This is a genomic window from Shewanella sedimentimangrovi (genome assembly GCF_017354965.1).
Taxonomy (GTDB): Bacteria; Pseudomonadota; Gammaproteobacteria; order Enterobacterales; family Shewanellaceae; genus Shewanella; species Shewanella cyperi.
The window spans coordinates 3,645,396-3,671,269 of sequence record NZ_CP071502.1; the positions used below are offsets into that span (position 1 = coordinate 3,645,396).

General features: G+C 49.6%; 24 protein-coding genes and 1 tRNA gene. 5 read left to right on the forward strand and 20 right to left on the reverse strand.

The window, feature by feature from the left end:
• The first annotated feature begins 295 nt into the window (after positions 1-295).
• Positions 296-1,792: a sodium/proline symporter PutP gene (gene putP, locus JYB85_RS16270; RefSeq protein ID WP_207380131.1), complete on the forward strand. Its 1,497-nt coding sequence runs from the start codon at positions 296-298 to the stop codon at positions 1,790-1,792.
• A 282-nt stretch (positions 1,793-2,074) separates the two neighbouring features.
• A complete protein-coding gene (locus tag JYB85_RS16275) occupies positions 2,075-3,178 on the forward strand; it encodes a phosphoribosylaminoimidazolesuccinocarboxamide synthase (RefSeq protein ID WP_207324722.1) in 1,104 nt (367 codons plus the stop codon).
• A gap of 60 nt (positions 3,179-3,238) precedes the next feature.
• Here JYB85_RS16275 and JYB85_RS16280 read toward each other — a convergent pair whose 3' ends face one another.
• From JYB85_RS16280 to JYB85_RS16290, 3 genes are all read right to left on the reverse strand, one after another.
• Positions 3,239-4,042, reverse strand: coding sequence for a substrate-binding periplasmic protein (locus JYB85_RS16280; protein WP_207380132.1), 804 nt, complete (start codon positions 4,040-4,042; stop codon positions 3,239-3,241).
• Positions 4,043-4,135: 93 nt separating this feature from the next.
• Complete coding sequence (locus JYB85_RS16285; RefSeq protein WP_207380133.1) at positions 4,136-4,372, reverse strand: DUF3624 domain-containing protein; 237 nt, start codon at positions 4,370-4,372, stop codon at positions 4,136-4,138.
• Positions 4,373-4,423: 51 nt separating this feature from the next.
• Positions 4,424-5,080, reverse strand: coding sequence for a Bax inhibitor-1 family protein (locus tag JYB85_RS16290; protein ID WP_207380134.1), 657 nt, complete (start codon positions 5,078-5,080; stop codon positions 4,424-4,426).
• A 396-nt stretch (positions 5,081-5,476) separates the two neighbouring features.
• Here JYB85_RS16290 and JYB85_RS16295 point away from each other — a divergent pair.
• Positions 5,477-5,563: transfer RNA gene (locus JYB85_RS16295), tRNA-Leu, on the forward strand.
• Positions 5,564-5,841: 278 nt separating this feature from the next.
• Here JYB85_RS16295 and JYB85_RS16300 read toward each other — a convergent pair.
• From JYB85_RS16300 to JYB85_RS16375, 16 genes are all read right to left on the reverse strand, one after another.
• A complete protein-coding gene (locus JYB85_RS16300; protein ID WP_207380135.1) occupies positions 5,842-6,891 on the reverse strand; it encodes a tetratricopeptide repeat protein in 1,050 nt (349 codons plus the stop codon).
• Between the two features lie 45 nt (positions 6,892-6,936).
• On the reverse strand, positions 6,937-7,905 hold the full coding sequence (locus JYB85_RS16305; protein WP_207380136.1) for a type II secretion system F family protein: 969 nt from the start codon (positions 7,903-7,905) through the stop codon (positions 6,937-6,939).
• A 1-nt stretch (position 7,906) separates the two neighbouring features.
• Positions 7,907-8,884 carry a type II secretion system F family protein gene (locus JYB85_RS16310; RefSeq protein ID WP_207380137.1) on the reverse strand — a complete coding sequence of 326 codons (978 nt, stop codon included), beginning with the start codon at positions 8,882-8,884 and terminating at the stop codon, positions 7,907-7,909.
• Between the two features lie 11 nt (positions 8,885-8,895).
• The gene (locus JYB85_RS16315; protein ID WP_207320992.1) at positions 8,896-10,212 is read right to left on the reverse strand and encodes a CpaF family protein; all 1,317 of its coding nucleotides are present in this window, start codon (positions 10,210-10,212) and stop codon (positions 8,896-8,898) included.
• A gap of 18 nt (positions 10,213-10,230) precedes the next feature.
• The gene (locus JYB85_RS16320) at positions 10,231-11,475 is read right to left on the reverse strand and encodes an AAA family ATPase (protein ID WP_207380138.1); all 1,245 of its coding nucleotides are present in this window, start codon (positions 11,473-11,475) and stop codon (positions 10,231-10,233) included.
• Positions 11,476-11,539: 64 nt separating this feature from the next.
• Positions 11,540-11,983 carry a TadE/TadG family type IV pilus assembly protein gene (locus tag JYB85_RS16325; RefSeq protein ID WP_207380139.1) on the reverse strand — a complete coding sequence of 148 codons (444 nt, stop codon included), beginning with the start codon at positions 11,981-11,983 and terminating at the stop codon, positions 11,540-11,542.
• Positions 11,980-12,453: a TadE/TadG family type IV pilus assembly protein gene (locus tag JYB85_RS16330; protein ID WP_207380140.1), complete on the reverse strand. Its 474-nt coding sequence runs from the start codon at positions 12,451-12,453 to the stop codon at positions 11,980-11,982. Before JYB85_RS16330 ends, JYB85_RS16325 begins: the two co-directional genes overlap by 4 nt.
• Before the next feature lie 8 nt (positions 12,454-12,461).
• Complete coding sequence (locus JYB85_RS16335; protein ID WP_207380141.1) at positions 12,462-13,721, reverse strand: TadE/TadG family type IV pilus assembly protein; 1,260 nt, start codon at positions 13,719-13,721, stop codon at positions 12,462-12,464.
• A 22-nt stretch (positions 13,722-13,743) separates the two neighbouring features.
• Positions 13,744-13,929, reverse strand: a complete 186-nt coding sequence (locus JYB85_RS16340; protein ID WP_228730129.1) for a hypothetical protein — start codon at positions 13,927-13,929, stop codon at positions 13,744-13,746.
• Positions 13,930-14,040: 111 nt separating this feature from the next.
• A complete protein-coding gene (locus JYB85_RS16345; protein ID WP_207380142.1) occupies positions 14,041-15,507 on the reverse strand; it encodes a type II and III secretion system protein family protein in 1,467 nt (488 codons plus the stop codon).
• 84 nt (positions 15,508-15,591) lie between these two features.
• Positions 15,592-16,395, reverse strand: a complete 804-nt coding sequence (cpaB, locus tag JYB85_RS16350; RefSeq protein ID WP_207380143.1) for a Flp pilus assembly protein CpaB — start codon at positions 16,393-16,395, stop codon at positions 15,592-15,594.
• A gap of 45 nt (positions 16,396-16,440) precedes the next feature.
• The gene (locus tag JYB85_RS16355; RefSeq protein ID WP_228730130.1) at positions 16,441-17,775 is read right to left on the reverse strand and encodes a P-loop NTPase family protein; all 1,335 of its coding nucleotides are present in this window, start codon (positions 17,773-17,775) and stop codon (positions 16,441-16,443) included.
• A gap of 1 nt (position 17,776) precedes the next feature.
• On the reverse strand, positions 17,777-18,367 hold the full coding sequence (locus JYB85_RS16360) for an A24 family peptidase (RefSeq protein ID WP_228730131.1): 591 nt from the start codon (positions 18,365-18,367) through the stop codon (positions 17,777-17,779).
• 104 nt (positions 18,368-18,471) lie between these two features.
• Positions 18,472-18,666 carry a Flp family type IVb pilin gene (locus tag JYB85_RS16365; protein ID WP_207321001.1) on the reverse strand — a complete coding sequence of 65 codons (195 nt, stop codon included), beginning with the start codon at positions 18,664-18,666 and terminating at the stop codon, positions 18,472-18,474.
• A 667-nt stretch (positions 18,667-19,333) separates the two neighbouring features.
• Positions 19,334-19,732 (reverse strand): helix-turn-helix domain-containing protein, encoded by a 399-nt coding sequence (locus JYB85_RS16370; RefSeq protein WP_207380144.1) that lies wholly within the window; start codon positions 19,730-19,732, stop codon positions 19,334-19,336.
• A complete protein-coding gene (locus JYB85_RS16375) occupies positions 19,729-21,156 on the reverse strand; it encodes a L,D-transpeptidase family protein (RefSeq protein ID WP_207380145.1) in 1,428 nt (475 codons plus the stop codon). The genes JYB85_RS16370 and JYB85_RS16375 overlap by 4 nt, the downstream gene beginning before the upstream one ends.
• 351 nt (positions 21,157-21,507) lie before the next feature.
• Between JYB85_RS16375 and JYB85_RS16380 the strand changes: the two genes are divergently transcribed.
• A complete protein-coding gene (locus JYB85_RS16380; protein WP_207380146.1) occupies positions 21,508-21,831 on the forward strand; it encodes a hypothetical protein in 324 nt (107 codons plus the stop codon).
• A gap of 79 nt (positions 21,832-21,910) precedes the next feature.
• Positions 21,911-23,965 (forward strand): sulfatase-like hydrolase/transferase, encoded by a 2,055-nt coding sequence (locus JYB85_RS16385; RefSeq protein WP_207380147.1) that lies wholly within the window; start codon positions 21,911-21,913, stop codon positions 23,963-23,965.
• Here the strand turns inward: JYB85_RS16385 and JYB85_RS16390 are convergent.
• The gene (locus JYB85_RS16390) at positions 23,959-25,536 is read right to left on the reverse strand and encodes a hypothetical protein (protein ID WP_207380148.1); all 1,578 of its coding nucleotides are present in this window, start codon (positions 25,534-25,536) and stop codon (positions 23,959-23,961) included. The genes JYB85_RS16385 and JYB85_RS16390 overlap by 7 nt on opposite strands.
• Positions 25,537-25,874 lie beyond the last annotated feature (338 nt).

The window sequence follows — 25,874 nt, forward strand, 5'->3', positions numbered from 1 at the left end:
TCATTCGAACGCTAATTGAATATAGAAGCAAGCCATTGTTTTAGTTAGCTTTCAAATGATTTTAAGCCAAGTTTCAAGTCAATAACGACACAATTTGGACAGGAAATCATTATGTCATCCTCCAACTCACAGGATCCGGATACGGGAACGTTTCTGGATGTCGAGCTTATTAAAAATCGTCTTGTTTACGCTATGCAATTAGCCTGTTTCTGGCTGATTCTATCTAGCTATATATTTCCTTGGTGTTTATCCCGCATCAGAAATATTCTCCCATCCCCAAACAGGTAATTATTTCATGGAACATTCCAGCTATATTTCGCTGGCAATCTACTTTATTGCCATGCTGGCGATAGGCTTGTTTGCCTACCGCAATTCCACCGATGACTTGTCCGGCTACATGCTCGGCGGCCGTCAGGTCAGCCCCCAGGTGACCGCCCTTTCGGCCGGAGCATCGGATATGAGTGGCTGGATGTTGATGGGCCTGCCCGGCGCCATGTTCACCATGGGTTTTGATGCCCTGTGGATTGCCCTGGGGTTGCTGTTGGGTGCCTTGCTCAATTACCTGTTGGTCGCCCCCAGGCTCAGGGTCTTTACCGAGGAAGCCGACGATGCCCTGACCCTGCCCGACTTTTTCAGCAAGCGCTTCAACAGGCAAAACGGTTCGGTACGCATGATTTCTGCGGCGGTGATTATCCTTTTCTTCACCCTGTACACCTCCGCCGGCCTGGTGGCCGGTGGCAAGTTCTTTGAATCCGCCTTTGGTTTGGGCTATGAGACGGGTCTGTTGCTCACGGTTTCGGTGGTGGTGGCCTATACCCTGCTCGGTGGCTTCCTGGCGGTCAGCCTGACCGACTTCGTCCAGGGCTGCATCATGTTTATCGCCTTGGTGTTGGTGCCCGTGGTGGCCTTGCAACAATTCAGCAGCGGTGCAGAGATGCTGGAACAGGCCGGCCGCAGCATAGCCCCCCTATCGGAGTCCTTCGAACACATGGGCTTGCTGGCCATTATCTCCAGTATGGCCTGGGGACTGGGTTACTTTGGCCAGCCCCACATCATAGTCCGCTTTATGGCCATACGTTCGGTGAAGGACATTAAGGTGGCACGCCATATCGGTATGAGCTGGATGTTGGTCACCATCATTGGTGCCCTGGCGACCGGCCTTATCGGCGTGGCCTATGTGAATAAATTCGCCCCCGCTCTGAGCGACCCCGAGACCATCTTTATCCTGTTTGCCGAGATCCTGTTTCATCCCCTGATAAGCGGCTTTTTGCTGGCGGCCATCCTCGCGGCCATCATGAGCACCATATCCTCACAGCTGCTGGTATCGTCCAGCTCACTGTCGGAAGATGTGTACCGCGCTGTATTCCACAAGGAGATGGATCAGAAAACCATGGTCACGGCCGGCCGTATCGGCGTACTGGCGGTGGCCACAGTGGCCACCCTGCTGGCGCTGGACAATAACGCCAGCATACTGTCCCTGGTAAGTAATGCCTGGGCGGGATTCGGCGCAGCCTTTGGCCCCTTGGTATTGCTGAGTTTGTTCTGGCCCAGAATGACCCATGCAGGGGCCGTGGCGGGTATCCTCAGCGGTGCCGTGACCGTATTGGTGTGGAGCCAACTGCCACTGCTGCCAAACGGCCAAACCTTATCCAGCCTGATGTATGAAATCGTCCCCGGCTTTATTGTCAGTACCATTGCCATAGTACTGGCCAGTTATCTTGGAAAGGCCCCCTGCCAGATAACACAAGCCGCCTTCCTGGCGACAAAAGAAAAATTACAGCAAGCCAGCTGAGTCCAGAACGTCGGGCCTCTGTTTAAGTGAGCGAACAGTCTGTTGGCATTGGGATATGTTGCCGCAATGGCAAATTTTCCCAATCGTTGTAAAATAGCCCATCTTTTGCCAGCGGGCAGACACCAGTGAACCACTCCAGTCAGCTTCAGAACGCCAAGCGCGCTTCCTTGGAAGCCGACTGGTTCAGCCCGCAGCAACACCCTATTCCCCGGGAAACAGGCAAGTACCAAAATAAGCCTGCCGGACTTAACCTTGACCCCTACATTCAGAGGAATACTCGTCATGAGTCTTGCCGATTCCGTATTAGCCGTTAACAACGATCTGCCGATCCGTACCGACAAACCGGTGCACAGCGGTAAGGTACGCAGCGTTTACTGGCTGACCGAAGCCGACAGCGCCCGCCTGATCCGCGAAAAAGGCTACAATGTGCCCGCCGACACGCCACTGGCCATCATGGTCATCAGCGATCGCATTTCGGCCTTCGACTGCATCTTCCACGGTGAAGGCGATCTGCACGGCATTCCCGGCAAAGGCGCGGCCCTGAACGCCATTTCCAATCACTGGTTTGGTTTGTTCAAGGAAAATGGTCTGGCCGACAGCCACATCCTCGACATCCCCCATCCCTTCGTGTGGATAGTGCAAAAGGCCCGCCCCATCAAGGTCGAAGCCATTATTCGTCAGTACATCACAGGCTCCATGTGGCGTGCTTATCAAAAGGGCGAGCGGGTATTCTGTGGCATCACCCTGCCCGAGGGACTGCAAAAGGATCAGAAGCTGCCGGAACTGCTGTTGACCCCATCCACCAAGGGCATACTCACGGGCATCCCAGGTGTGCCTGAGCAGGATGACGTCAATATCAGCCGTGCCGATATCGAAGCCAACTTTGAAGCTTTCGGCTTTGAAAAGCCGTCCGATATCGATCTGTATGAAAAGCTGCTCAAGGACGGATTCAAGGTCATATCCGACGCCCTGGCCAAACTGGATCAGGTGTTCGTCGATACCAAATTTGAGTTTGGCTATGTCAATGACAAGAATGGCAATTCCAAACTGATCTACATGGATGAAGTGGGCACCCCAGATTCATCACGCATTTGGGACGGCGCCGCCTACCGCGACGGCAAAATTGTCGAAAACTCCAAGGAAGGCTTCCGTCAGTTTCTGCTGAATCACTTCCCGGATCCGGATATTCTGTTGAACAAGGATCGGATGCCAGAGCGTGAGGCCCTGGCCCGCGACAACGCCCTGCCGCTGGAGGCCATGATGAACGTGTCACGTACCTATACCGGAGTGGCTGAAAAGGTGACCGGCAAGAAGATAGAACTGTCCGGCAATCCCAAGGCGGAAATCATCGCCATACTGCGCGAGCAATACGATCTGATTGACTGAGCCTTGATGGATTAGATCAGCAAGATTGACTGCATTATCCCCGGTCCAGGCCGGGGATAATTATTTCTGGGAAGTGGATTCCTGAGGCGGCGGCTGTAGATATAGGTCGCGAATATTCTGCCATTCACTGTGCCCCAGATCGTCCGTTTGCTTGAGTGCATCCAGTCCAGATTGCAATGACTGCAACAGAGGCTGTGGCACATCCTTGCTGAAGGCATAATAAAGTTCCGATTGCTGAAGCAGGTAAACCACCTCAAAATCATCGAAATTCAATCCTTCACGCCGGGTAAACCAGCGGGCCACTGTATCTTCATAGGCCCAGAGCTCCACCCGGCCCCGCTGCAACATCCGCACCATGGAGGCAGTGTTGGTGATACGGTACAAATTGGACTCCATACCCATGGACTTGAGCAACACCTCACCAATGGCATCACGCATCACCCCTATGCTGTACTGCGCCAGCTCCCCGGGCTGGTTGATGACTATGGCATCCTTTTTTCTGGCCAGCAGCACCACCCGCACGGGAGAGATGGGGCCAACCCAATTAAACAGCGCCTCCCGCTCCGGGGTGCGCACTGTGGAAAACAGCACTGTATCAGGCCCTTGCATGGCCTGGTGATAGGCCCGGGTCCAGGGCATGATTTTAATCTGCCCCGGTGTAATGATGTGGCCACTCTTGGCCGCTGCGGCGATCAACATGTCTACACTGATCCCTTTCAGCTGACCATCTTCGGAATAATTAAACGGCGGATAATCTTCGGTCAGGTAGTTGAGACGCGCCAGATCTGCCTCAGCCATAGCGCAATGCATCTGCAGCAAAAGTGCCATCAGCAGGGATACGCTGCGCAGCAGGGCTGATTGCATACCGGATCCTGACGAAAAAAGAAGGAGATGATTGAAGTGTAGTTACTATGATTGGCGCTGTAAAAACAGCAAGGCTTTTGGCTAACTTGCCGTCTATTCTCCACGCAGGAAACGATACCCCGCCACCAATAAATGCAGCACCAACAGGCCACTGCAAGCGCCGGCAAACAACAGTAGCGCAATGGCGGACACAGTCTTGGGTTGTTCACGGAACAGCCACCACCACAAGGGCCAGGCGACCATGCTCATGGCCGCCAGCATCAGCATGCAGCGTCGGCATCGCCCCAGTTTTTGACGCCAGATTGAAGCATCACAATTATGGCAACTCACGGTGTTCCTCAAATCCGCCCCTGCAAATCCCAGGGGCGAAAACATAAACGACTAACGGCGTCCCAGAATACGCACCAGGCGCAGGAACAGGTTAATAATATCCATATAAAGGGCCGCGGCACTGTCGATGGCATTGTCCACAGTTTTGGGAATTTGATTGGCCCGGCCCCAGTCATAACCTATGTAGCCACAGAAAATCACCACTACCACCCAATCTATGATGTCGTGATGGATGCCGAAAACAAACAGCTCCACCAACTCGACCACAATAACCAGCAGCAAAGCCAAAGTCAGGGCTCTGCGGATGCCGGCAAAAAAGGCCGGAAATAAGGTCCCCAGACACATCATGCCGACGGTAACCAAGCCGGTAAGACGAATGGCCTCCACCACCAACGCGGGATCATAGCGGCTCACCACCAGGTTAATGATGAGGCCGAAGGGCACCACCACCAGATTGTATCCAAGAAAGCTCACCAATGGATTGCTTGAGCTGCCAAACAGGTACACACCTAAAAAACAAGACGCAAAATAACCGATAAAGAAGATCCAGGGATTCACACTGGCTATGGCTTGAGGGTCTATGTTCTCCACCATCCACCAATTAACCGCGAATCCCCAACACAGGGTCAGACCAATGATGAGGTTATACGCCGTGGCGCTGATAATGGGATCGTCCGTGGTGACACGATCAAATACTTTCACTTCCATGCTTTTTCCTTTTATAAAATGTCGCCGCTTGACGACTCCTGTTTGTCACACCACCCTAATACTGCGCGCCCTTTGCGGCAAGTCCACTAATCAAAGTCGGTGCAACTAACCGGGTTTGCACTTTGGAGATGAAGATGATTAGTCTTGGTCGGGATAAAACCATCGCGCGAGCCCAGCCCAGCCCAGCCCAGCCCAGCCCAGCCCAGCCCAGCAGGATTTTGCATTTGATACATAAATGCGGCGCAAATTGGTCTCCAGCCCCCTATGATGGGGTGAATTTTGTGCAGTTGTGCAAGAGGCCGGGTTTTCGCTGGTTAAAAGGCTTGCCAAGGCTAAAGCTGTGGGTATAATCCATCGTCATTGTCGAGCTAAAAGCATGACAATCAGAAAATTTGTGCCAGAGTGGTGAAATTGGTAGACACAGGGGATTCAAAATCCCCCGCCCTTAAAAGCGTGTCGGTTCGAGTCCGACCTCTGGTACCAACTTAAAAGTCAGCCTTGAGCTGGCTTTTTTGTTTTTGGTCCTCAGGCAAGCGAACCAACACACCGCGTGTCGGCTGGGTGGCCAGCCCCGTCGGTCCGAACTCTGGTATCCACTTAAGGTACCAACTTAAAAGTCAGCCTTGAGCTGGCTTTTTTTGTTTTTGACTCTCAGACAAGTGAACCCACACGCCGGGTGTCTGCTGGGTGGCCAGCCCCGTCGTTCAGACCGCTGGTACCAATTTACTCAGTCAACTTGGGGCCGATTCGTTGTTTTGAGGCTACTGCATTGTATGGCTGGCCAATGGTGCAGAATGCAGTTGCAGCTCGGACTCGGCGATTTTCAGGTTTTTTTGTGCCTGCTCAAAGTAACTTGGCGAGGCATCTATGGCCTGTTTGAACAGGGTGATGGCGCGGTCGTATTTGCCGTCCAACATGAGAAAGTAGCCCAAGTCATTGAGCGCGTCGGCCTTGCTCAGGTTCTGCTCAAAGGTGGAAAGTGCCTTGGAATATTGTCCTGTTCTGATATACACCAATCCCAGATTTGACCAGGCTCGCTCATAACTGGAATCATACTGAATGGCTTGTTTCAAATAGCGCTCAGCCATACTCAGTTCACCGCCCAGGTAATAGGAATAACCCAGGTTGGTGGCTATCACTGCGGAATAGGGCTGATAGTCCAATGCCAGCCCAAAATAACTCCTGGCCTTGTCATGGTGATTTTCCAGATCTTCCAATATGCCAAGCGCATTGTAGACCCGCAGTGGTGACTGCTGGTCCAGCGGTATCATGGTTTGATTATCCGCCAGTCCCCGCTGCTCTTTCAGTCTTTGTTGATCCAGGCTAACGGCTTTTTCCAGATGCAACCGCGCCTGGGTATATTCGCGCTGGCTCATTTTGATAATACCGAATTCGGCTTGGGCAGGCATGTAGTTGGGGTCCACTGTCAGCGCCTCATTATAGGCACGATAAGCAATATCATCCCGACCTCTGAGGGTATGAATATGGGCTATTTTGTAGAAGGTTTCGGCATTGATTGGATTGAAATCCAAGGCTTGAATGTACAGATACAGCGCCTTGTCCAAACGCCCTGCCTGCTCTTCTTTGATCGCCAGCTCCAATGCCTGCTGCTCACTTTGGGGACGGGTTTGCGACTGCCCGACCAGGATTGACTGGCCATCAAACAGATCTTGCCGCTGAGGTAACTGAGCCTTGTCCCCGGGCTCGGGTTTGCTCGCACAACCCGAAAAAACCAGGAAACAGCTGAGGATAAGGACTCCCGTCAGCTTAATCTTGAATTTGCGAGAGAAAAGCTCCGGCACACATCCCATAGTGTTCGCTCCATGCCTTTGACGCAGTATACAAGTACCCCAGGATTAAAATGCCTGTCCCCACACCTTCATCACCTTAAGCACAGCAGGTCCAACCGCCACGATAAAGAATGAAGGCCAGATACAGAACATCATGGGAAAGATCATTTTGACCGCCAGTTTGGCTGCCTTTTCTTCGGCTTCCTGTAGTCGCTTATTACGGTACTCATCGGAAAATACCCGCAGCGTTTCCGCAATGCCGGTTCCCAACCTGATGCTTTGGGAGATGGCCGAGTTCAGACCTTTGATGTCTTCAAGCCCGGTGCGATCGGTAAACTCCTGCAGCGCCACCTTGATGGTCAAACCGGCCCGGACCTTGGAACACACCAACTCCAATTCGCTGGCCAGGCTGGGATGACTGAATTCAAGCTCCGTCGCTACCCGTCGCAGTGCCGCAAGCAGCCCCAGGCCAGCCTCGCAGCAAACCACCAGCAAATCCAGGGCGTCGGGGAAACCCACCCGTAAGGCCCGCATCCGCCGCTTGGCCAAGGTTTCCAATACCAGAGAAGGTGCAAGATAAGCCACACCAACAATCAGACACACCACATAAAAAGCCACTACACCGGAGAGCTCTGGAAACAACTTTAAAATGATGATCGACGCAGCCGCACTGAGCAGCAGCAATAGCAGGCGGATAGCATTGAATACCGCCAGAGCACTCTCGGAGTGCAACCCGGCATGGATTAACAGGCGTCTGGTTTCATTATTACTGACATTGAGAAAAGGCCGACTGCCCAGCTTATTGATCCCATGCTCCAATGTGCCGGTCACTTCCTGAGAGTCCTTGATGTCCAAGGAGGCGTCTTGGGATAGGCCCTGCATTCTTTTTCGGACCGGAGAATAAATACCGGTAATTAGCAAAGAAATGGACATTGCCAAGGTCACCCCGGCAATGGCTGCAACCCCGTAAATCGCCCATTCCACATACAGGGGATTGTCGAATATCGCACTGAATAAACCTTTTAAGTAGTCCATATCACATGTCTATCCGAATGAGTTTTCCAATCCACAGGCCACCAATTGTCATGCCTATGGCCCCCCATATCAGCAACTTCCTGCCATCCTCGGTACCGGTCAACTCAGCAACATATCCTGGCGTCTGCAGATAGATGACGGCAAAAAGCACAAAGGGCAACAAAATCAATATCCATGCCGATAAGCGGCCTTCCGCAGACAGCGTCCTGACCCTGCGCCTGAAGGTAAATCGCTGCCGTATTACCCGGGACAAGTTATCAATATTTTCGGCCAGGTTGCCACCGGTGACTTTTTGCACCTTCACGGCGCTGACAAAGGCCATGGCGGAGACGCTCGGCACACGTTCGATAAAGTTCAACAAGGCACGGTTGGTATCCTTGCTGTAGTTGATATTGGCAAACATCAAGCTGAATTCTTTTGCCAGTGGTCCTTCCATTTCCTCGGTGACCAATTTCACGGCATCCGAGAATGAATAGCCCGCTTGCAGGGCACGGCGCAGCACGTCGAGTGCATCGGGAAAACTGGCCTCTATGGCATCCATACGCTTGGTGGTGTCACGGTTGAGCTTGAAGCGAAATAACAGCAAGGTCATAAACAAAATAAACACGCCCAATAAGGGTTCGCGGGACCAGAGCCAACTGCCAACGCCGAGTGCAATGGCGGTACTGACGGACAGGAGTAAATACTGATGCCCCAGCATCCGGTAGTCGGCCAATTCCAGCCGGTCGCTGAGACTTTCAATAAAACCGATGTTTTCCAAGGCGCGCCCCAAGGCACCAAGTTTACTGAGGCGATTTTTACGTAACAGTGACGTTTCAAAGGTACTGTCGCCGGACTCCTGTGACAGTTTTTTCAACCGCTTTCGCACCAGTGCCGTATTCGCCCGCTGTGGACTGTAAACCGGCAAAAACAGCGCTTGAGACAGGAAAATTACCGCAACAAATATCAATCCCAGAAAAATCACCTCGTTGGAAAACATAGGGAATGCTCCTAGAAATTCGCAAACTGGTCATCACAGTTAAACAGGTGATAAGGCAAGTCTATGCCGTATTGCTTGAGTCTCCGATGGAAACCGGGGATAACCCCCGTGGCCTCAAATGAACCCTTAATCATGCCATCTGCATCGACGCCATTGCGAACAAAGTGAAACAGCTCTGACATGGTAATGACATCACCTTCCATGCCGTTGATCTCCTGAATACTGGTCACCCTGCGGCGACCATCTTCCTGGCGTTCCAACTGCACCACCAAGTCAATTGCCGAAGCAATTTGAGTGCGTATATTGCTGACCGGCATTTCAAACCCTGCCATACATACCATGTATTCCAGTCTCCCGAGCGCGTCTCTGGGACTGTTGGCGTGCAGTGTGGTCAGTGACCCCTCATGGCCCGTATTCATGGCGGTAAGCATGTCCAGCGCCTCACCGCCGCGGACCTCACCTATGACAATCCGGTCAGGTCGCATCCGCAGGCAGTTTTTAACCAGGTCTCTTTGGGTGACCTCACCACGTCCTTCAATGTTCTGCGGCCGGGTCTCCAGGCGCACTGTGTGGGGTTGCTGCAATTGCAACTCGGCGGAGTCTTCAATGGTGACAATACGTTCATCGGCGGGAATATAGCCGGATAGCATGTTCAGCAGGGTCGTTTTTCCGCTGCCGGTCCCGCCCGACACCAGTACGTTGAGCTTTCCTTTCACCGCCCCCCGCAGCAACTCAACCATGGGCTCGGTAATAGAGCCGTAATCTATCAATTCCTTGGCGGTCAGCTTACTGACCGCGAACCGCCGGATTGACAGTGCCGGGCCATCCAGGGCCAATGGCGGGATAATGGCATTGACCCTGGAACCATCGGCCAATCTGGCATCAACCATGGGAGAGGATTCATCGATGCGGCGCCCGACACTGGAAACAATGCGATCGATAATATTGAGCAGGTGAGCATTGCTGTGGAACTTGATATTTACTTCTTCGAGCTTACCGCGCCGCTCAACATAAACCCTGTCGAAGGAGTTAACCAGAATGTCTGAAATGGTGGGATCCGCCAGCAAGGTTTCCAAGGGCCCCAGCCCCAATACCTCATCAATAATCAGCTTTATTAACCGTTGTCGCGACACCATGTTGATGGGCAAATGCATGTCATTGATCAGCCGCTCGCATATATCGCTGATTTGCTGTCTTGCCTGGGTTTTGGAAATGGTTTCAATCAAGGACAGGTCCATGACATTGAGCAGTCGGTCGTAGAGCTGAACCTTGATTTCCTGCTCCTCATCACTGAGGGGTTGATATGGCGCAGTTGTAGTCGTTTCCATCGTTGGCGTCCCTGTGGCTTAATTCCATAAACGGGCCCAGAAGCTCACCTTGTGATCTTGCTGTGCATCTTTTGTCGGGATCAGCTTATTGGTCAATGCCTGCAAATCGCCGAGTATCCGTTGGCGACGGGCAACCTGAGTAATGGGTCTGCCGAGATCGACACACTCACTGGCAACCTTAAAGTCGTTCGCCACCACAGACATGGAGTCGATACCCAAGGCATTCTTGATGTCTGCCAACTTAATGGTGGTATTGGACTTGTCATAACGATTAACTAACAGGTGGATCCTGTCTTTGCTGATCCCCATGTTATTGACCAGTTGCTGTATCAGCGCCTTGGTTTCGCGGATAATCATCAGGTTTTGCTGAGTGACCACCAGCAGCTCTGCGTTATGCAGCAAATCACCGTTCCAACCTTCCAAGCCACGGGAAAAATCTATGATGACCTGGGAATAGTGCTGCCGACATTTCCAGATAAGGTCGTGGATCTTGTTCAGTTTGACCTCTTCATGGGTGTTCAGCAGGGTAAAGGGGGCGGCGGCCAGCAGATGTAAACGCTCTCTGCTGGTCATGGCGCTTTTCAAGGCAACTTCGTCCATTTCATCCAATGCCTGCAGGGCATCGGAAAGAAAATAGCTGGGTTCAAACCCCAGTATGTGTGCCAGGGAGCCGTAATGCAGATCTGTGTCCAATAACGCCAGGTCACAGCGCTCCCTTTGGGCTGCAATTACCGCAAGGCACGCTGCCACGAAGCTTGCGCCAGAGCCTCCTTTGCCGTTAATAACCGCCAGCACAGGGGCTAACTCAGCAGCATCACTTAACTGCACCGATATCTTTTTCAGTGCCAGATATAACTCGTCGGCACTGGCGTCAAGGGGAATGAAATCACTGACACCATGTTGAAATGCCACCCTCAATACCGATTGAGGTGTATCCTGCCCAAGTATGATGATATCGGCGTTATAAGCGGCGGCGCACTGGAGTGCGGCCTTGGCTTGTTGAGTGTCGTCGGGCAGTACTAAAAGAATGAGATTGAAGGCTTTTCCTGAATCGCTTTTGTTCTTGATATGGTTAAAGTCAGAGGTCTTTTCCCACGTGAGGTTGATACAGTGATCCAGATTCCGTTCCAATTGGAGTAAAAGCTTTTTTTGGCTATCCAGCAACAGGGCATTGATAGGATAAGGCATGGTAAATGTAGCCCTGTCCATGGGGGACTTAGCCTCGTTGGCATCCGAAATCAGTAATTCCAACGGCTTATCCATTATGATCCTCTTCGGTTAGACACCCTATGTTTAATATAGTAGGAAATCCGCAGTTAATTGGTATTTATTGGCAGTCGGTGATCCCTCCGGGATAGACCCCCAAACTCTCCCTTGGCAGGGTGGTGGAAAAAACGGGGGAGTTCAGCGTCCGATACAAGCCCGGTACTAAAAACTGATGCCGATAGTCACGAATTTCTGCCCTGACCAAGTCAATATCAGAACCATCCGGTTCTGTGGCTGCGGTGCCATCTTTTTTCAAGTAAAGAAAATACAGATTGCTGGCACTGAGGTTGGGGACCAAATTGGCGCCATTGAAGAGCGCCAGTTGGTCGATATCCGTGGTGGGGTAACATACCGTCGCCAGTCTGGTGGCCCTTCGAGATGCTTCCTGCAACACACTGTAGGTGTAAAACAGGCGACCGATTTCCAGAGCGCTGAACAACAGCACAAAAAACACTCCACCGACAATGGCAAACTCCACCACATAGATCCCACGTTGCTTCTTCATAACGCCGTCACCGCATAACTGGTATTGAGGTTGAAGCCGAGATCTATGCTGTCTCCCAAACCAAAAGTTGACAGACTGTCGCCGAACAAGGGTTGCCAATTGTAACTGGCCGAGACCAGTAATCTGCGGGTCCCCGAAGGTGACACGGCTATGCTGACATTGCTGGTAGAAAGTCCTGAAAGCAAAGGGGAACCGTTGCCATTGACATTGCCATACACCAATAAATTCTTGGTCTCGGTAATGCAGTTTCCACAGTTGGCATCGCTCAGCGGATCGGGAAGATTAGTGGTGACCCGGATATCTGCGGTATTGGCAAGGTAACGGGCTGCATCCCTGACCAGTTTGGTCAGGGTGTTGTATTGATAAATCGCCCTTCCCAGCTCGGCTGTGGCGAAAACAGTCAACAACAAGATGGGCAGCATGATGGTAAATTCAACCGCCGCAACCCCCTGCTGATTCGACTTGTGCATGTAGCCTCCTAGGAATCCGGACTGTCCGGATCCCGGTACAGCACTATGGTGGAGACATTGCTGACCGCATTGGGGTCCAGTGAGCTGTTGCCGGCACCGGCACACTCGGTTACGAACTCGCCCACAATGTAGGAGTCATTGCCTTTCTGCTCAACTTCCTGAACCAAAAAGAAACAGCCCGTGGTCAATACCTCAATCTCATTGCGACCGTTGGCCAAGCCGTCACACATACCAATAACAACCGGCAGATTCCGCCGTCCTGCGGACGCCGGAGGAGTTTCGTCTATACAACTGCCAATATCATCCCCTGCGACATATTGATTGTAAGAATAAAAAGCCTCTCCAGGATCCAAGGGGATAATGTTGCCATCGCCGTCAACATCAACCCGGTCGCCCTGACAGATATTAAAATCCCTGGGGTGATCCGTCGCGTTAAGCCCCCCACCTTGCCACTGGCCGAATCGGGTATTAAGCCCCTGCACCACAGGACCAACGGTATTGCCGGGTTCGGTTGGCACAAAATCACCAGGGCCGATACAAGAATCGGGAGCATACTCTCCGGCGAGGGATTTACGCACCACATCCCCACCTGTGCCTGAAAGCGCAAGCATCTGAAAATTTCCCGGCCCAATGGAGCTATCCTGATTGGAGCTGCTCTTCATGGCGTAGAGGTCATTGGTCCTGATACCATAGGGGCCATCGGGGTCGTCTGGGTTATCGTTAACGGCACACACCAGCAGGGGGACAATACGGTTATTACACAAGATGTTGGTACTGCGACCGGCAACAGCCGATGCCCTGACCCTTTTGTTGAAGTTAAATACCTGAGCCAGGTAATTCCCCAGCTGCACATCCTCCACCCGCACCCGCACATACTCACTGCCTTCCACCAGAATTGGTGTGAAAGGATCCGGTAAAACCGAAAACTCAATTGCCACATTGGCTGTTACTTGAGTGCTGTTGTAGTCCGGTGAGTCAAGAGAGATGTTGGCTTCCAGGGCATGGTTTTCAACATAGCCAAGATTTTGGGCCAGAATTGTGATTGCCGCCTGGCGTGCCTCGGCAAGTGTGGCACCATCCTGCAGTGATTTGGCGGCATGCAGGGCCGCCGAATCCACGGCATTTTGCAAACGCCCCTTGCTCAGCAACATGTCGCTGCCATCCAAAGCCAAAGCCACCATGGCAATGATGGCAAACAGGCCTATGGTGAACATCACCAGAATCGTGCCCTGCTGCCGCGATTTAGGGGATGCAGACATATTCTTCATGTCAGCCTCCAACCCTCAAGGGCTATTTCGAAATAATGGATGTACCCATAGTGGTTGCCGAAGCAGGCGCCACACTACTTTCCCGGTAAGTCACCATCACCTTGCGACCGTAATTACCTTCCAGATTGAGAATAAGCCCGTCATTTCGCTCCGCAGCCTCGGGGTCCAATATCTGCACCCGTTTGACCTGGTGATAACTGTCATTCATCGAAAAATCATGCATATTGGCACATGCAGACAACATCAGGACAGGCACGACGAGTAAGCTTCGATAACTTTGCAATAGCGTCTTGGATAAACACATGATGCCAATCTCCTTCTATAGGGCATGCCCATATTTTTGCTGGGTGCCGCTGTCTTCCAGCTTGATATCGGGTTGTGGCGGAATAAAAGCCGTATTCTGACTTTGCTCCTGTTGCTGAGACTGTGCTTCTTTTCTGGACATTTGGCCAAGCAAGTAGAACTGCACATCGGACGGTGCAACAAAGCCATCCGTAGGCAAAGCCACATCCTTGCGATTAAAGGGCCTCACCAACCTTGGGGTCACCAATATCACCAGCTCACTTTGACCACTGCGGAAACTCCTGCTGGAAAAGAGTTGCCCCAACACAGGGACATCACCCAGCCCAGGGATCTTGTCGGCATTTTCTCTCAAGGTGTCACTGATAAGACCGCTGATGGCGATGGTTTGTCCATCCGCCAGTTCGACCGTGGTGGCGGTATGCCGCTTCACCAGGGAGGGCACCACAAGTACCGCTGTGGTGGTGCTGGCAGACAGGGTAAGGGCATTGGAATTACTGATCTCGCTGACCACAACGTTAAGATTCAGGTTGATTTGCCCAGAGTCCAGCACAGTGGGCACAAATTTGACGCCCACACCAAAATCCCGGTATTGGATCGTGGTGTTACCGTTATTGCCTGGCACCGGAATCGGGAATTCTCCCCCCGATAAAAACTCTGCAGCCTGACCGCTCATAGCAGTCACATTGGGCTCAGCCAATACCTTGGCCAAGCCATTTTGCTTCGCCACATCCAGAGCAAAATTGATCAGCAGTTCCTTGTTGATATACTGGGCGAAGAATCCCTTACTTGTTACACCACCAATGGTATTCTCAAGGAATCCGCCCCCGCCGCCAACAACACCGCCGGCAAGGTGTGACCCTTCGTTATAAATCAAAAATTTGGAATCAAACTGACGGGCAACCTCGCGTTGAACTTCGGCCACCACCACTTCCAGCATCACCTGGTGATCGCCTCCGACCGTCATCATGTTCAGCACCCTGCTCTCGGTTTTACCCACCGATGCGGCATCAACATAGGCCTGCGCCAGTTCAACTGCGGTGTTCATTTTTTGCAGATTTGACGCTTGGCCGCTGAGCAACAACTGTCCCTGGGATGTTTGTACCCCCAGGTTTTCACCGGGTAAAAATTGATGCAATCTTTGCTTCAGGCCATTGAGATCGTGGGTGACCTCGATATCCATTACGCTGATAAGGGCATCATTTTCATTCCAAATCATCACGTTGGTACTACCAAGACGGTTGCCCAATATATACAGTTCATTGTTGGGCAAGAGCTTAATATCGGCGATGTCCGGATTCCCCACTGAAACCCTGTTGACCGCTTTGGGTAACTTCAGTGTCCGTGACTTGAATATGGGGATCAGCTTGATGTCACTGTTGGCCCCAACCGGACCGCCCGCTTGCACCGGCATCCCCAAAAACAGGGACGCAACAACCAACAAACTGCATCCCCTCCTGATCAGCGTATAAATTGAATGCGACATGGTGCACTCCCGTATAACTTATCGTTATTGAATTCCAACCCAACAATTCCTTGCGGCCTGCCGTCACGGCAGATTCGGTAAGGGTCAATTGTCCACCTTCACTTCCTGCTCTTTTGTGCCTTTCAACAAATAGACTTTTTCCCGTGACTTGGGCGCGGGGACATAAACCACCCGCTCAACGGGCTTGGATTCTGCCACCGGTTTTTCAATGACCTCCGGCTTCTTAATGTCGGCAATGTCTACCTGAACCTCGTCGTTGGGGTTTCTCAGGGCCAGTTGCAGCGAACCACGCCCTTCGGCGATCATTAAAATTTCTGCCTGCTCAAGGCTCAGCTCAAGGGTCACGGCACGCACCAACACGGGTTTATTTTCATCGTTGGACGCACGCTGATCGATGGCCAGTATCTTCACATTGGACAGCACAACGTCAGTCTTGAAACCATCGCTCTTATACAGGTTGATCACGTCGACACGGTTACCCGGCAACAAGAACCCAGCTACCCCAACCACATCATTGACGCGTATGGTCACTGCACGCATTTGCGGTTGGATTAAACTGGCCAGGGTACTGCCTTCCCCTTTCTTGGTCAGGCGTTCGGTTCTCAACACCTCACCTTCGTATAGCTTTTGATTCACCACTTTGCCTTCGGCGTCCTCTATGGTTCTCACCGCCCCCTTGGGTATCACAGATTCGGGCACCGCAGCCAAGGCCAAATGTTTGCGCTCCAGAATGGTCCCCATGGGAACCTGTGCCGTCAGGGTCACCACACTTTGGGTCTCCGCGGCAGCCACTGGGGTATTGGTGTTTAACCAGGTCTTCGCCAGGTATACGGCCAAAACACCGAACACCAGCGACAGGACGATAAACAGCACATTTTTGTTGTTCATAATGAGCTCCCTTTGTCTAACCGCATGCGCATGGGCTGCACCGAATCAAACAAAATAAATTGACCAAGCCGAGTCGATGAGAGACTGGGTTACAACCGGTTCCAGTTTCATGAAATGCACCTGGTCAGAGATGATGCCCAGCAAGTCCCTGGGATAGCAGGGGATCAACGGCTTATTGCAACCTTGATGGTATTCACGCAACAAATATCTGAATACTTCCTCTGTACAGCTGAGCTTGAGTTCGTCACACACCCGAAACCAAATTTGTCGATAAAGATCTTCATCCAAAGCATCGAAATGAATTTTGTAGCCCAGACGCCTGAGAAAGGCTTCATCCACCAGCTCCTTGGGATCCAAGTTAGTAGAGAAAAGCAGAATCAGCTCAAAGGGGATCTCAAAATGTTCACCCGATTGCAGTCCCAGAAAATCACGTCGTTCTTCCATCGGAATAATCCAACGATTAAACAACTGCTTGGTACTGATGCGCTGGCGTCCAAGATCATCGAGTAACAGGATGCCGTTATTGGCCTTCAACTGCAGCGGTGCCATATAGGTTCGGCTGTGGTTATCAAAACGAACCTCCAGCATTTCCGCAGTCAACTCACCACCGGTTATCCGCAGCGGCCTGTGACATCGAATCCACCTGGGGTCGTGGCCCTGAGCCAAGTCGAGTGGATTGTGATTCGCCACCATTTCCACGCTGTGATGAAGCTCGGGGTCAAACACCTGAATAATTTCATTGCCTATGGCCAAGGCATAGGGAATGAGGACATCATCACCCAAGGCAAGATTCAGATGGCGGCAGAGGTAACTTTTACCCGTTCCCGGTGGTCCATAGATCAGTACCGGACGGCAGGAATTCATGGCCGGACCAACTTTATGCAATAGGTCGCGGGGTAACACCAACCCCTTGAGTCCCTGCTGCAGCATGTCCAGGGTGATAGGATTGGCGCGACTGGATTGTTTACGGCAAATGGGAACATATTGAGCCAAGGGGATAGGTGCCAATCCCAAATAACCACTGCGGGCAAAAGCCTGTTTGGCATGGAGTTCACCGGCCAAGCTCAACGCATAGCGCATTTGCCCATCTGCCGTGGTTTGGCGATTTTCTACCCAAGCCAGTTTTTTGGCCGTATCCAGCAGGTATTGCAAAATGCCACCTGTGATGGCCATCTTGTTGACCAGGACTTCCTTGGTTAATACTCCAGAAGTAAATATATGTTTTACAAGTAAATCCAATAGCAAGGCTTCGGAAAGTCCGGTTTCTGCTACCGTGGTAGGACGTTTGGCCAGTACATCTGTATTTAGCGTTGCCCCCTGAGCCTGAGCTGTAACCAGACTGTCAACGCCGACCCGCTCCTCCTGATTGGATTGCAACATATCAGACGCCTCCGCTAATCCATTGCTGAAGACCGGCCATCAGGTTGGCAACCTGGGGATCCAGTGCACAAGCCCATATCCACCCCAAAGCCAACGCCGGTGCATAGGGCACTTTTTGGCCGGCGGCCTCGCCCGGTTCCGGTCGAAAATAGGTCTGGCAATACAAGCAGTCCCAATAGCGTTTAAGGGTTTGCAGCAAACCTCGCCCCCCCACCTTGCAGTAGATAAGCAACAGGCTGGTGACCGCGCCGGCGACCACCCCATATACCAAACTCCAAAGCAGCAATTGTGGGCCCATCAGTGCGCCAATACCCATCATAAGTTTCACGTCGCCGGCCCCAAGAACCCGTAAGACAAACACAGGGAACAACAAGGCAAATGCCAATGCAAACCCCAGGCTCGCCAACAGCACGCCGTTAAGCTGAGCAAAGTAGCCGTTAACAGCAAAACCACAGAAAATGGCTGCCAAACATAACAAGTTGGGGATTCGTTGCCGATAGAGATCCAGACCTATAGCCACGAGAAAGAAGCTGCCCGCCAACAGTACTTGCAGCAATAATTGGGTCTGAAGCAACTGATGAGTGTCATTCATGGCAGCTCTTCCTCTTACTGGCGTTCCTGTGCAGTCAAAGGTCTCGAGTGCCCCCTCAACTACTTGTCAAGGCCGGCACTCAAAGCTAGCGACATAAAAGACACTTATTGAGTGCAATCCTGGCTGTTGCCGTTTACGGCAGACGCCAGACAATCGATTTTAGCCGTTGCGTTTTCACCCAAAAGATTAAACGCAGCAATCATGCCTCCTACCACCAAGCCACCGGCAATGGCATATTCCACCGCGGTCAAACCGCTCTCATCTTCTATGAATTCAGTCATCAGGTTTGCAAGTTTCATTTCCACTTTCCTCCGAACACATATTAAACAGCGCGTATGAGGTACCCAGTAAGATCTGTGTGAAGAAGGCCTTGTCAGACAGAACATATCGACTGATATGTTGATGCTGCTGAGAAGACGCAGTGCTTCACCCGTCACTCCCCTCAATCAATGCCCTAAATACTTTTACCTCTTTACGCCATTCCTTTAGCGAGAAACTGAAAATGGTATTCCCAACTTCAGCTTTCACCCCAGCTTCGACGCTCAAAAAAGCACTTCTTAGCTGTAATTAAAGGTAGCAAAGGGGGGGATCCGATTTTTAACTGAATAATTAAATGATCTATAAAGTTGCTTGAGGCACAGGATGGCTTGGCCGACAGGTTAAGCACAAAAAACACACTAAACACTTAAAAACAAATAGATATAAGTATTACTTGTTTGGTCTCAATAAATGGCAACACCTCCAAAAACCAGGGCAATACGTTGATTTTAATTAGAAACTGAAAATCAATCGTCATCTCCACCTATTTGTTTAATTCAGGTTAAATAGGACCAGTTAATTAATCACAATGGAAAGATCGCAAGTACGACTTTAGGTGGAGATTGCATTGCCTAGCATGCAAGCGGACTCAATGCCATATGAAATGACAAATAGCTAAAGCTTGAGGACAGTAATAATTCTGAATCTTCAGGATGGAAGTATTCTGCCTAAGATGCGGTAAATATTAGATATTTCGTAGTCTACGCCAAATGTGGCTGCAATATAGGATTGAATTTCCAGGCCACTCATCTCAGTGCCGTCACTGTTGCGGCGTCTTTCTATGTGTGACAACAGCTGCTTAAGCTGGGCTTGACTCAATGCCGATGGGCGCCCGGGGCGTCTTTTTTCCATCAGCCCGGCTAAACCATGGGATAGGTAATTACTGATCCAGGTATTGACGCTGGTTCGACTGACCTTCAAGTAAGCCGCTATCTGATAGCGCGACTTGCCCTCAAGAAAATGCTGCAACGCCAGCAGTCTAAGACGCATCCTGGCGTTTTTCTCCTGGTGAATCAGCTTCATTAAATCAATGTGCTGTCTTGTCATAAAGCACTTCCCTGGCTCAGCCTTTTCACACCTTCCAGCTCAGCCAATACCGAATGCTGGCGATCCAGACCATAAATATCCTCCCTGAATTGCAGTATCCCGTCTGCGCTCACCCAGGCAGTCTGGTAGCCGACTATCACTGCTATGGGGCTGGTCAGCACGAAATCCCTGGGCTCGGTGAGCTTCAAAGCCCGGGAGATAGCCTTTGGATCCAGATCAGGAGCTCTGGATTGCAGAAAAGCCAGCAAGCGCTTCGGATCCTCCAGGCGAATACAGCCGTGGCTCAAGGCGCGCCCGTTTTGGGAAAACAGCGATTTGACGGGGGTATCGTGCAGATAAATGGCTTCATCATTCCGGATGGAAAAGCGCAATTTCCCAAGAGCATTCGCCGGGCCGGGGGCTTGTACCAAGCGATATTGCCTTAACAGCGTGGCCAACTGTTCCGGAGCTACCCGCCCCAATGCCAGCGACGGAGCACCATCGGATGACAAACTGTGTAAAGCAAACCCCTGACGCGCAAGCAGACCGGGATTACGGGCATTATTCGGCAACAACTCCCGATAGATAATACTGGCAGGCGGCCTCCACTCAGGGTTCACCGTAAAATGGGTCAAGCTGGTCGATAATAATGGCGTCGGTGTCGACTCTGAGCCAACTATAACCCTCATCTGCAGCACATTTTGCCCCTGCTCCAGCACATACAACTGAAACTCGGGCAAATTGATCCAGATATAGGCTTCGGGCAAAGCCACGGGCAAAGACAAGGCACGCCACAGGTTAGTCTGTATCTGCAACAGTCTTTCCCCTGGTGACGTATTCAAAGCCGCCAAGGTGCGGGGATCAAGCTTGCCGCTTTGTTCCAGGCCATGGCGGGCCTGGAAATGTTGTAACCCCAATTTCAGACCGGGATCATAAATCGCATCCCGATAGCTGTCTGTTTTCCTGGGTTTCAAGTCCCCCAGTTGCGTCAGCATCCAACGCAATTTGGCTATCTCAGCCGTCCTGTGCCCCAATCTGAATTCAAAGGGCGTCAATGACGGCCACTCATAGCGACTTAGTTCACGGTAATAACTCAGCATGGGTCTGAGATTTTGGAATTGTGGCCAGGGTGACGTCAGCTCAGCAACCATGGTGTCCAGGTCACCATTGCCGGCCCGTTGCCGCAAGGATTCAATACTAGTGACCAGCGTTCTTGCACCGTTTTGGGAGAGTTTCCGGGCTAATTGCAGGTACACAGCGCTATAGGCTTCGTCGACCGAAGTCAGCTCAATGGCTGTTTGTGGCAAGGGTGGCAGCATTATGCCGAGGTCGGTGGCCAGCTTTCGCAACCTGAGTGCCGGGGACTTGGGCCCCTGATAGTCGAACCAAATCAGTCCGGGGGAAGAGGCTCTGCCACCGTCCTCCCCTTCAGTAGCCGTAGGCACGTTAACTTGCCCGGCCCACAGGGATGAGGACAGCAAACAAGCGACACAGCACACCAGACCGGGACTTATCCTGCCCCCGCTTCTCCTCTGAAACGCCCTCTCCCAGCCAAGCGTCATCAACTCATTACTCCCACAAGGTTCCAGCCACTCACCTAAAGCTCTAGTATAGTTTGTGAGCAACAACAACCCGTAAAAGGGTGTGCATTCCTGCCGGCAGTCAACGATTAACCAGTCCTTGATGGCTCAAGTCCGGGTCGTGGGCCAGGTTCCTGTCTATACTTTTTAAAGACCAAAGTCAGAACGCGGATGCTCTTGAGCGATCTGGGAATAATGGGGAAAGACGGAGCGCGAATGTCCAAAAACAAAATGCTGGCAGCAAAATTCAGTTTAAATCTCATTATTTTGCTGTTGCTGGTCACCATAGTGCAGCCCGCATGGCAGGTGGTGCAGATAAGGTTCGCGCTACAGTCCGGAGAAGAATCCGGGGCAACATTGGCCGAACGCTATCTTCTGCTTGGCGATTGGCCATCGGGCCATGGCGAAAACCTGCTGGCACAGGTTGAGGATTTCAAAGTTCAAAGCACTACTGCACAAAAAGACTCAATGACAGAGAAAACACCTGGCGCACCTTTCCAACCCAAAGCACAGCTTACAGAAAATGCGCTGCAGGAGTGACAACCGCGAGCCGGTTGCAAACCGGCATGCGTATCTGACCGAGTCAAACCGGGAAGAATTTTAGGCATACGGGGACTGAATGGGCCAAGGAACAGCTGAATCAAACTCTACTCACTCCGGGGCACAGGTCTCGTTGCTGCGCACCTTCTTCAGAACCCTGGCACTGATGATACTGCTGCTGATCATCTTGTTTAATTACAAAAACTTAATTCAATTCTATTCGGCATTTTCTATAGCCAATGCAATGACCCATATAGACTTGAATCAGCTATTGGAGAAGGGCTTTATTTTGGATATAGCCTTTTTCCTCATTGTTACACTTTCCCTCCACGCTTTATGGGCTGTAATCATTACAATATCTTGTCGTCCTTGGTTCCTCAGTATTGCCGATGACATTGTCCGCACGCAGATCTGGTTTATCCTACTGCTTCTACATCTGATATTGGCATTGGCTGCCAACTCCCTTCTCTACCCAACCTCCCTACTTGGCATTTTTCGCAATAGCCCGCTGGTAAGTATCCCCTTTATTAGTCTGTTGTCATTGATATTGTTTAGTAATTTTCTATATGGGGTTATGAGTTTGATATTCCCATATAAGGGCCTGGCCAATATCTTAGGTGCAACGTTGATGTGTTTGCTACTTGTAACTTTTTGGATATTTGACGTTCCGAATGGCCAAGCCAGAGTTAACAGTGACCAGCCCAACATATTTATCATTGGTATAGACGCTTTAAGACCGGATCATTTGGCCTATCGTGGCGCCGATTTCAGCTTAGCCCCCAAGCTAAATACATTACTGTCTCAGGCCAGCGTATATGACAAAACCTACACCCCAATGGGGCGAACTTATGTGGCCTGGATGAGCATATTGTCGGGCCTATATCCCACCAACAATGGCGCCCGCTTTAATCTGGCCCCCCCCGAGCTGGTGCAAAAACCCTTCCCCTTGGTGGAAGCACTGTCAAGACGAGGCTACCAGACAACCTACGCCATGGATGAGCGACGCTTTAATCAGATTGATGAAGAGTACGGATTCGATAGCGTGGTGGGCCCCAAGGTTGGCGCGGCCGATGCCATTATTGCCAATCTGGCGGATTTACCCCTGGTTAACCTGCTGATCAATACCCCCGTGGGCCAGTATCTATTTCCCTACCTCAATATCAATCGGGCCTACGGCAAAACCTACGATCCGCAATTATTCAACAAAAGAGTCGTGACCAGTCTGTCAACCACAGCGCCCAACTTTCTGGCCATTCACTTTTGCCAACTGCATTGGCCCTTCACCTCCAAGGATTTTGTCGAACTCGACAGCAACCAATGGCAAGGAAACTATAACCACTACATGTATAAGGCCATGTTGAAAAAAGTCGATATGCAGGTGGATAACTTCATTACACAGTTAAAAAGCAAAGGTATGCTCAACAACGCTGAGGTAATATTGCTATCTGATCATGGTGAAGGCTTTAAACTTCCAGAAGACAAACTCACAGCAAGCACCCCTGGCAAACACAAACTAAATGTATCAGCATGGGGACATGGAACCAATTTGCTGGCCCAAGAACAATCCGAAGTGCTGCTTGCACACTTGAGCTATCGTCATGGCAAACCAGTAAATAAAGCTGTGCAAATAAGCGGACTTTTCTCCCTTATTGATATAGTGCCAACTCTGCGCTCAATTATGAAACTCCCACAAACTGCAAGAATTGATGGCCAGCCGCTTCCTAAAGCCAAGCATCAAGCATTAGATGAGAGAATGGTATTTGTAGAATCATCATTGCCAATAGGTTCGGTCAATGCCAGTTTCATTGACGAGAAAAAAGTTCTGTCCGAGACAGCATCCCTGTATGAAGTAAGGGAAAATGGCCGAGCTGTAATGAAACCTGAAGCTTATCAAAATAACATTGCCAGAAAGCAGCGAGCCGTTTATTACCGTAAGTGGCAACTAGTATTACTACCCGATAATGATGGCTTAATTTTAGCCAATATTCAGACCCAAAAATGGCAATATTTGAACAGCTATCATGGTAGTGCACCTTGGAAGCTAATGCTCACTTCACTCTGCGAACATTTTAAGTATGATGCAGGGGTAATTCATTCAGAAGCATGCAGTAAGATTTCAAAAATAGCCTATTGATTTCTAATGTAAACTTTAAACTTAACCCTATTATATACATTTATTTCATATCCAGAATCTGAATAATCATCAAATACCTTAGATAGCATGTGTTCTTCTCTAAAAAATTCTAAATATGAAAAATCATCAATAAAATAACTCGGATTTTCTCTTGCATCAATGAGTATCGCCTTTGGTTTATAGATTTCTATCTCCAATAAAATACGTGAAATCACATTTTTTTCAACATTTGAAATTCTGACAATTTTATCCTTGGTCAATTTCTCAGGATTTCGCTGATACATGTCAATTGCAGGCAACGGCCAAAGAGCAGGGAAACCAGATACCCATTTAGCTTTTGTATATCCGGAAATAAAAGCTGAAGGCCATACATTACTGGAAAGAACATATAAATTCTCTCCATCAAATTTATTATTTATTTCACTAACACCATCACTTAGATTTTCATACCCCATCAAATGAAATGGCGGCAAAGCCCTATAATCATACACATATTCAAAAAGCCGCCAGTTTTCTTTCATGTACATAGAAAGATAATAAAATGACAATAAAAAAGAAATGAAATAATATGTCTTTGACAGTATAGAAAAGCCACTAACTTGACCAAGTAATGATGTTACCACTACAAAAAGGTTTATATAGAATAGAGTCTTAAATGGCAGTAGTTGATAGGAGTAATGAGACTGAAGTAAAAAATTAATAAATGCAGCAGCAATTAGTATGTTAAAAAAAACTATCAATATGCGATTGGATTCAGACTCTATGAATCTAGAAATAAATATCATGACAGTGTAAAAATATAAATAATTCCATAAATTAAATGAGTATATGCTTTTACCATATGTCCAGTAAGTTGCCAATGCCAGAGGTACCATTTCGCTTATATATGTGTAATGACAAACTATCAATAACACATAGAATAAAGCGCAAGTTAATATTATAGAATATATCATTGCATCAATCAAAAGATTTATACTTTTAACTTTAACGAACCAAAATAGCTCACAAGAAATAACTAGCAATATAAAGTGTGGTTTAAGACAAATGCTCAAACCAGCTAGAAAACCAAGAGATATAATAGTGAAAAAATTAAACTCAATGTGCTTAAAAAACTTTAAGTATCTACATGTTAAATATGGCAACAATAGCAGTATAGCCAAATGATCTCGCTGAGAAAAGTCGTATCCAGGAATAACAAAGACAATAAGCAATATACAAGGCAAATACATGTTGAAAAACAAATTTTTATGCACCACTCTAAACATCAGCATCAGATGAATAACTGTTAAACCTAGTGTAATAAACGATAAGTATAATTTTGCCATCAACACCGGATTAACACCGAATGCTTTTGAAAAAAAAACTGCAGGACTCATTATATAAAAAATCAATGGAGGATTTACTTCAATTATATCAACATAAAGCTCCTTACCATTAAGCCATTGTGTTGTAGCATGGAAAAGCCACCCAATATCACCATTAATGGGTTGAGATAGTGACATCAAAACGAAAACCATAATAATCATAATTGGAATGATAACTCTCAATCCTACATTAACAAGTATCATCATCCTATATCCTTCAATGCCAAAAAATATATAAAATCAAAAAATAGTAGGCATGGATACTTTACAGCCATACTAATATTCAGAGTAGTTAACAAACATTGTTTTGTATAGGCAGAATGAATAATTTAATACGCCTGCTAAATTAGATTGTAATAACGCAGAATCTTTGGCGACGGAATTTATGACTTTCACAGCTTGACTTTTATGTGTACTTATCACCTGCATTAGGTGCATATAGGCAGTATGAAAGTTACTATGAGTACAGTCATAAATAGATTGTCGATATTGAATTGGCTACAGTAAGACTCGCATATATTTTAAGAGCACAGATTATAAATTTC

Excerpts from the sequence above, each read along its gene's own strand:
- putP (WP_207380131.1), top strand. The coding sequence starts at position 296 with ATGGAACATTCCAGCTATATTTCGCTGGCAATCTACTTTATTGCCATG.
- JYB85_RS16275 (WP_207324722.1), top strand. The coding sequence starts at position 2,075 with ATGAGTCTTGCCGATTCCGTATTAGCCGTTAACAACGATCTGCCGATC.
- JYB85_RS16280 (WP_207380132.1), bottom strand. The coding sequence starts at position 4,042 with ATGCAATCAGCCCTGCTGCGCAGCGTATCCCTGCTGATGGCACTTTTG.
- JYB85_RS16290 (WP_207380134.1), bottom strand. The coding sequence starts at position 5,080 with ATGGAAGTGAAAGTATTTGATCGTGTCACCACGGACGATCCCATTATC.
- JYB85_RS16300 (WP_207380135.1), bottom strand. The coding sequence starts at position 6,891 with ATGGGATGTGTGCCGGAGCTTTTCTCTCGCAAATTCAAGATTAAGCTG.
- JYB85_RS16305 (WP_207380136.1), bottom strand. The coding sequence starts at position 7,905 with ATGGACTACTTAAAAGGTTTATTCAGTGCGATATTCGACAATCCCCTG.
- JYB85_RS16310 (WP_207380137.1), bottom strand. The coding sequence starts at position 8,884 with ATGTTTTCCAACGAGGTGATTTTTCTGGGATTGATATTTGTTGCGGTA.
- JYB85_RS16315 (WP_207320992.1), bottom strand. The coding sequence starts at position 10,212 with ATGGAAACGACTACAACTGCGCCATATCAACCCCTCAGTGATGAGGAG.
- JYB85_RS16320 (WP_207380138.1), bottom strand. The coding sequence starts at position 11,475 with ATGGATAAGCCGTTGGAATTACTGATTTCGGATGCCAACGAGGCTAAG.
- JYB85_RS16325 (WP_207380139.1), bottom strand. The coding sequence starts at position 11,983 with ATGAAGAAGCAACGTGGGATCTATGTGGTGGAGTTTGCCATTGTCGGT.
- JYB85_RS16330 (WP_207380140.1), bottom strand. The coding sequence starts at position 12,453 with ATGCACAAGTCGAATCAGCAGGGGGTTGCGGCGGTTGAATTTACCATC.
- JYB85_RS16335 (WP_207380141.1), bottom strand. The coding sequence starts at position 13,721 with ATGAAGAATATGTCTGCATCCCCTAAATCGCGGCAGCAGGGCACGATT.
- JYB85_RS16340 (WP_228730129.1), bottom strand. The coding sequence starts at position 13,929 with ATGAATGACAGTTATCACCAGGTCAAACGGGTGCAGATATTGGACCCC.
- JYB85_RS16345 (WP_207380142.1), bottom strand. The coding sequence starts at position 15,507 with ATGTCGCATTCAATTTATACGCTGATCAGGAGGGGATGCAGTTTGTTG.
- cpaB (WP_207380143.1), bottom strand. The coding sequence starts at position 16,395 with ATGAACAACAAAAATGTGCTGTTTATCGTCCTGTCGCTGGTGTTCGGT.
- JYB85_RS16355 (WP_228730130.1), bottom strand. The coding sequence starts at position 17,775 with ATGTTGCAATCCAATCAGGAGGAGCGGGTCGGCGTTGACAGTCTGGTT.
- JYB85_RS16360 (WP_228730131.1), bottom strand. The coding sequence starts at position 18,367 with ATGAATGACACTCATCAGTTGCTTCAGACCCAATTATTGCTGCAAGTA.
- JYB85_RS16365 (WP_207321001.1), bottom strand. The coding sequence starts at position 18,666 with ATGAAACTTGCAAACCTGATGACTGAATTCATAGAAGATGAGAGCGGT.
- JYB85_RS16370 (WP_207380144.1), bottom strand. The coding sequence starts at position 19,732 with ATGACAAGACAGCACATTGATTTAATGAAGCTGATTCACCAGGAGAAA.
- JYB85_RS16380 (WP_207380146.1), top strand. The coding sequence starts at position 21,508 with ATGTCCAAAAACAAAATGCTGGCAGCAAAATTCAGTTTAAATCTCATT.
- JYB85_RS16385 (WP_207380147.1), top strand. The coding sequence starts at position 21,911 with ATGGGCCAAGGAACAGCTGAATCAAACTCTACTCACTCCGGGGCACAG.
- JYB85_RS16390 (WP_207380148.1), bottom strand. The coding sequence starts at position 25,536 with ATGATGATACTTGTTAATGTAGGATTGAGAGTTATCATTCCAATTATG.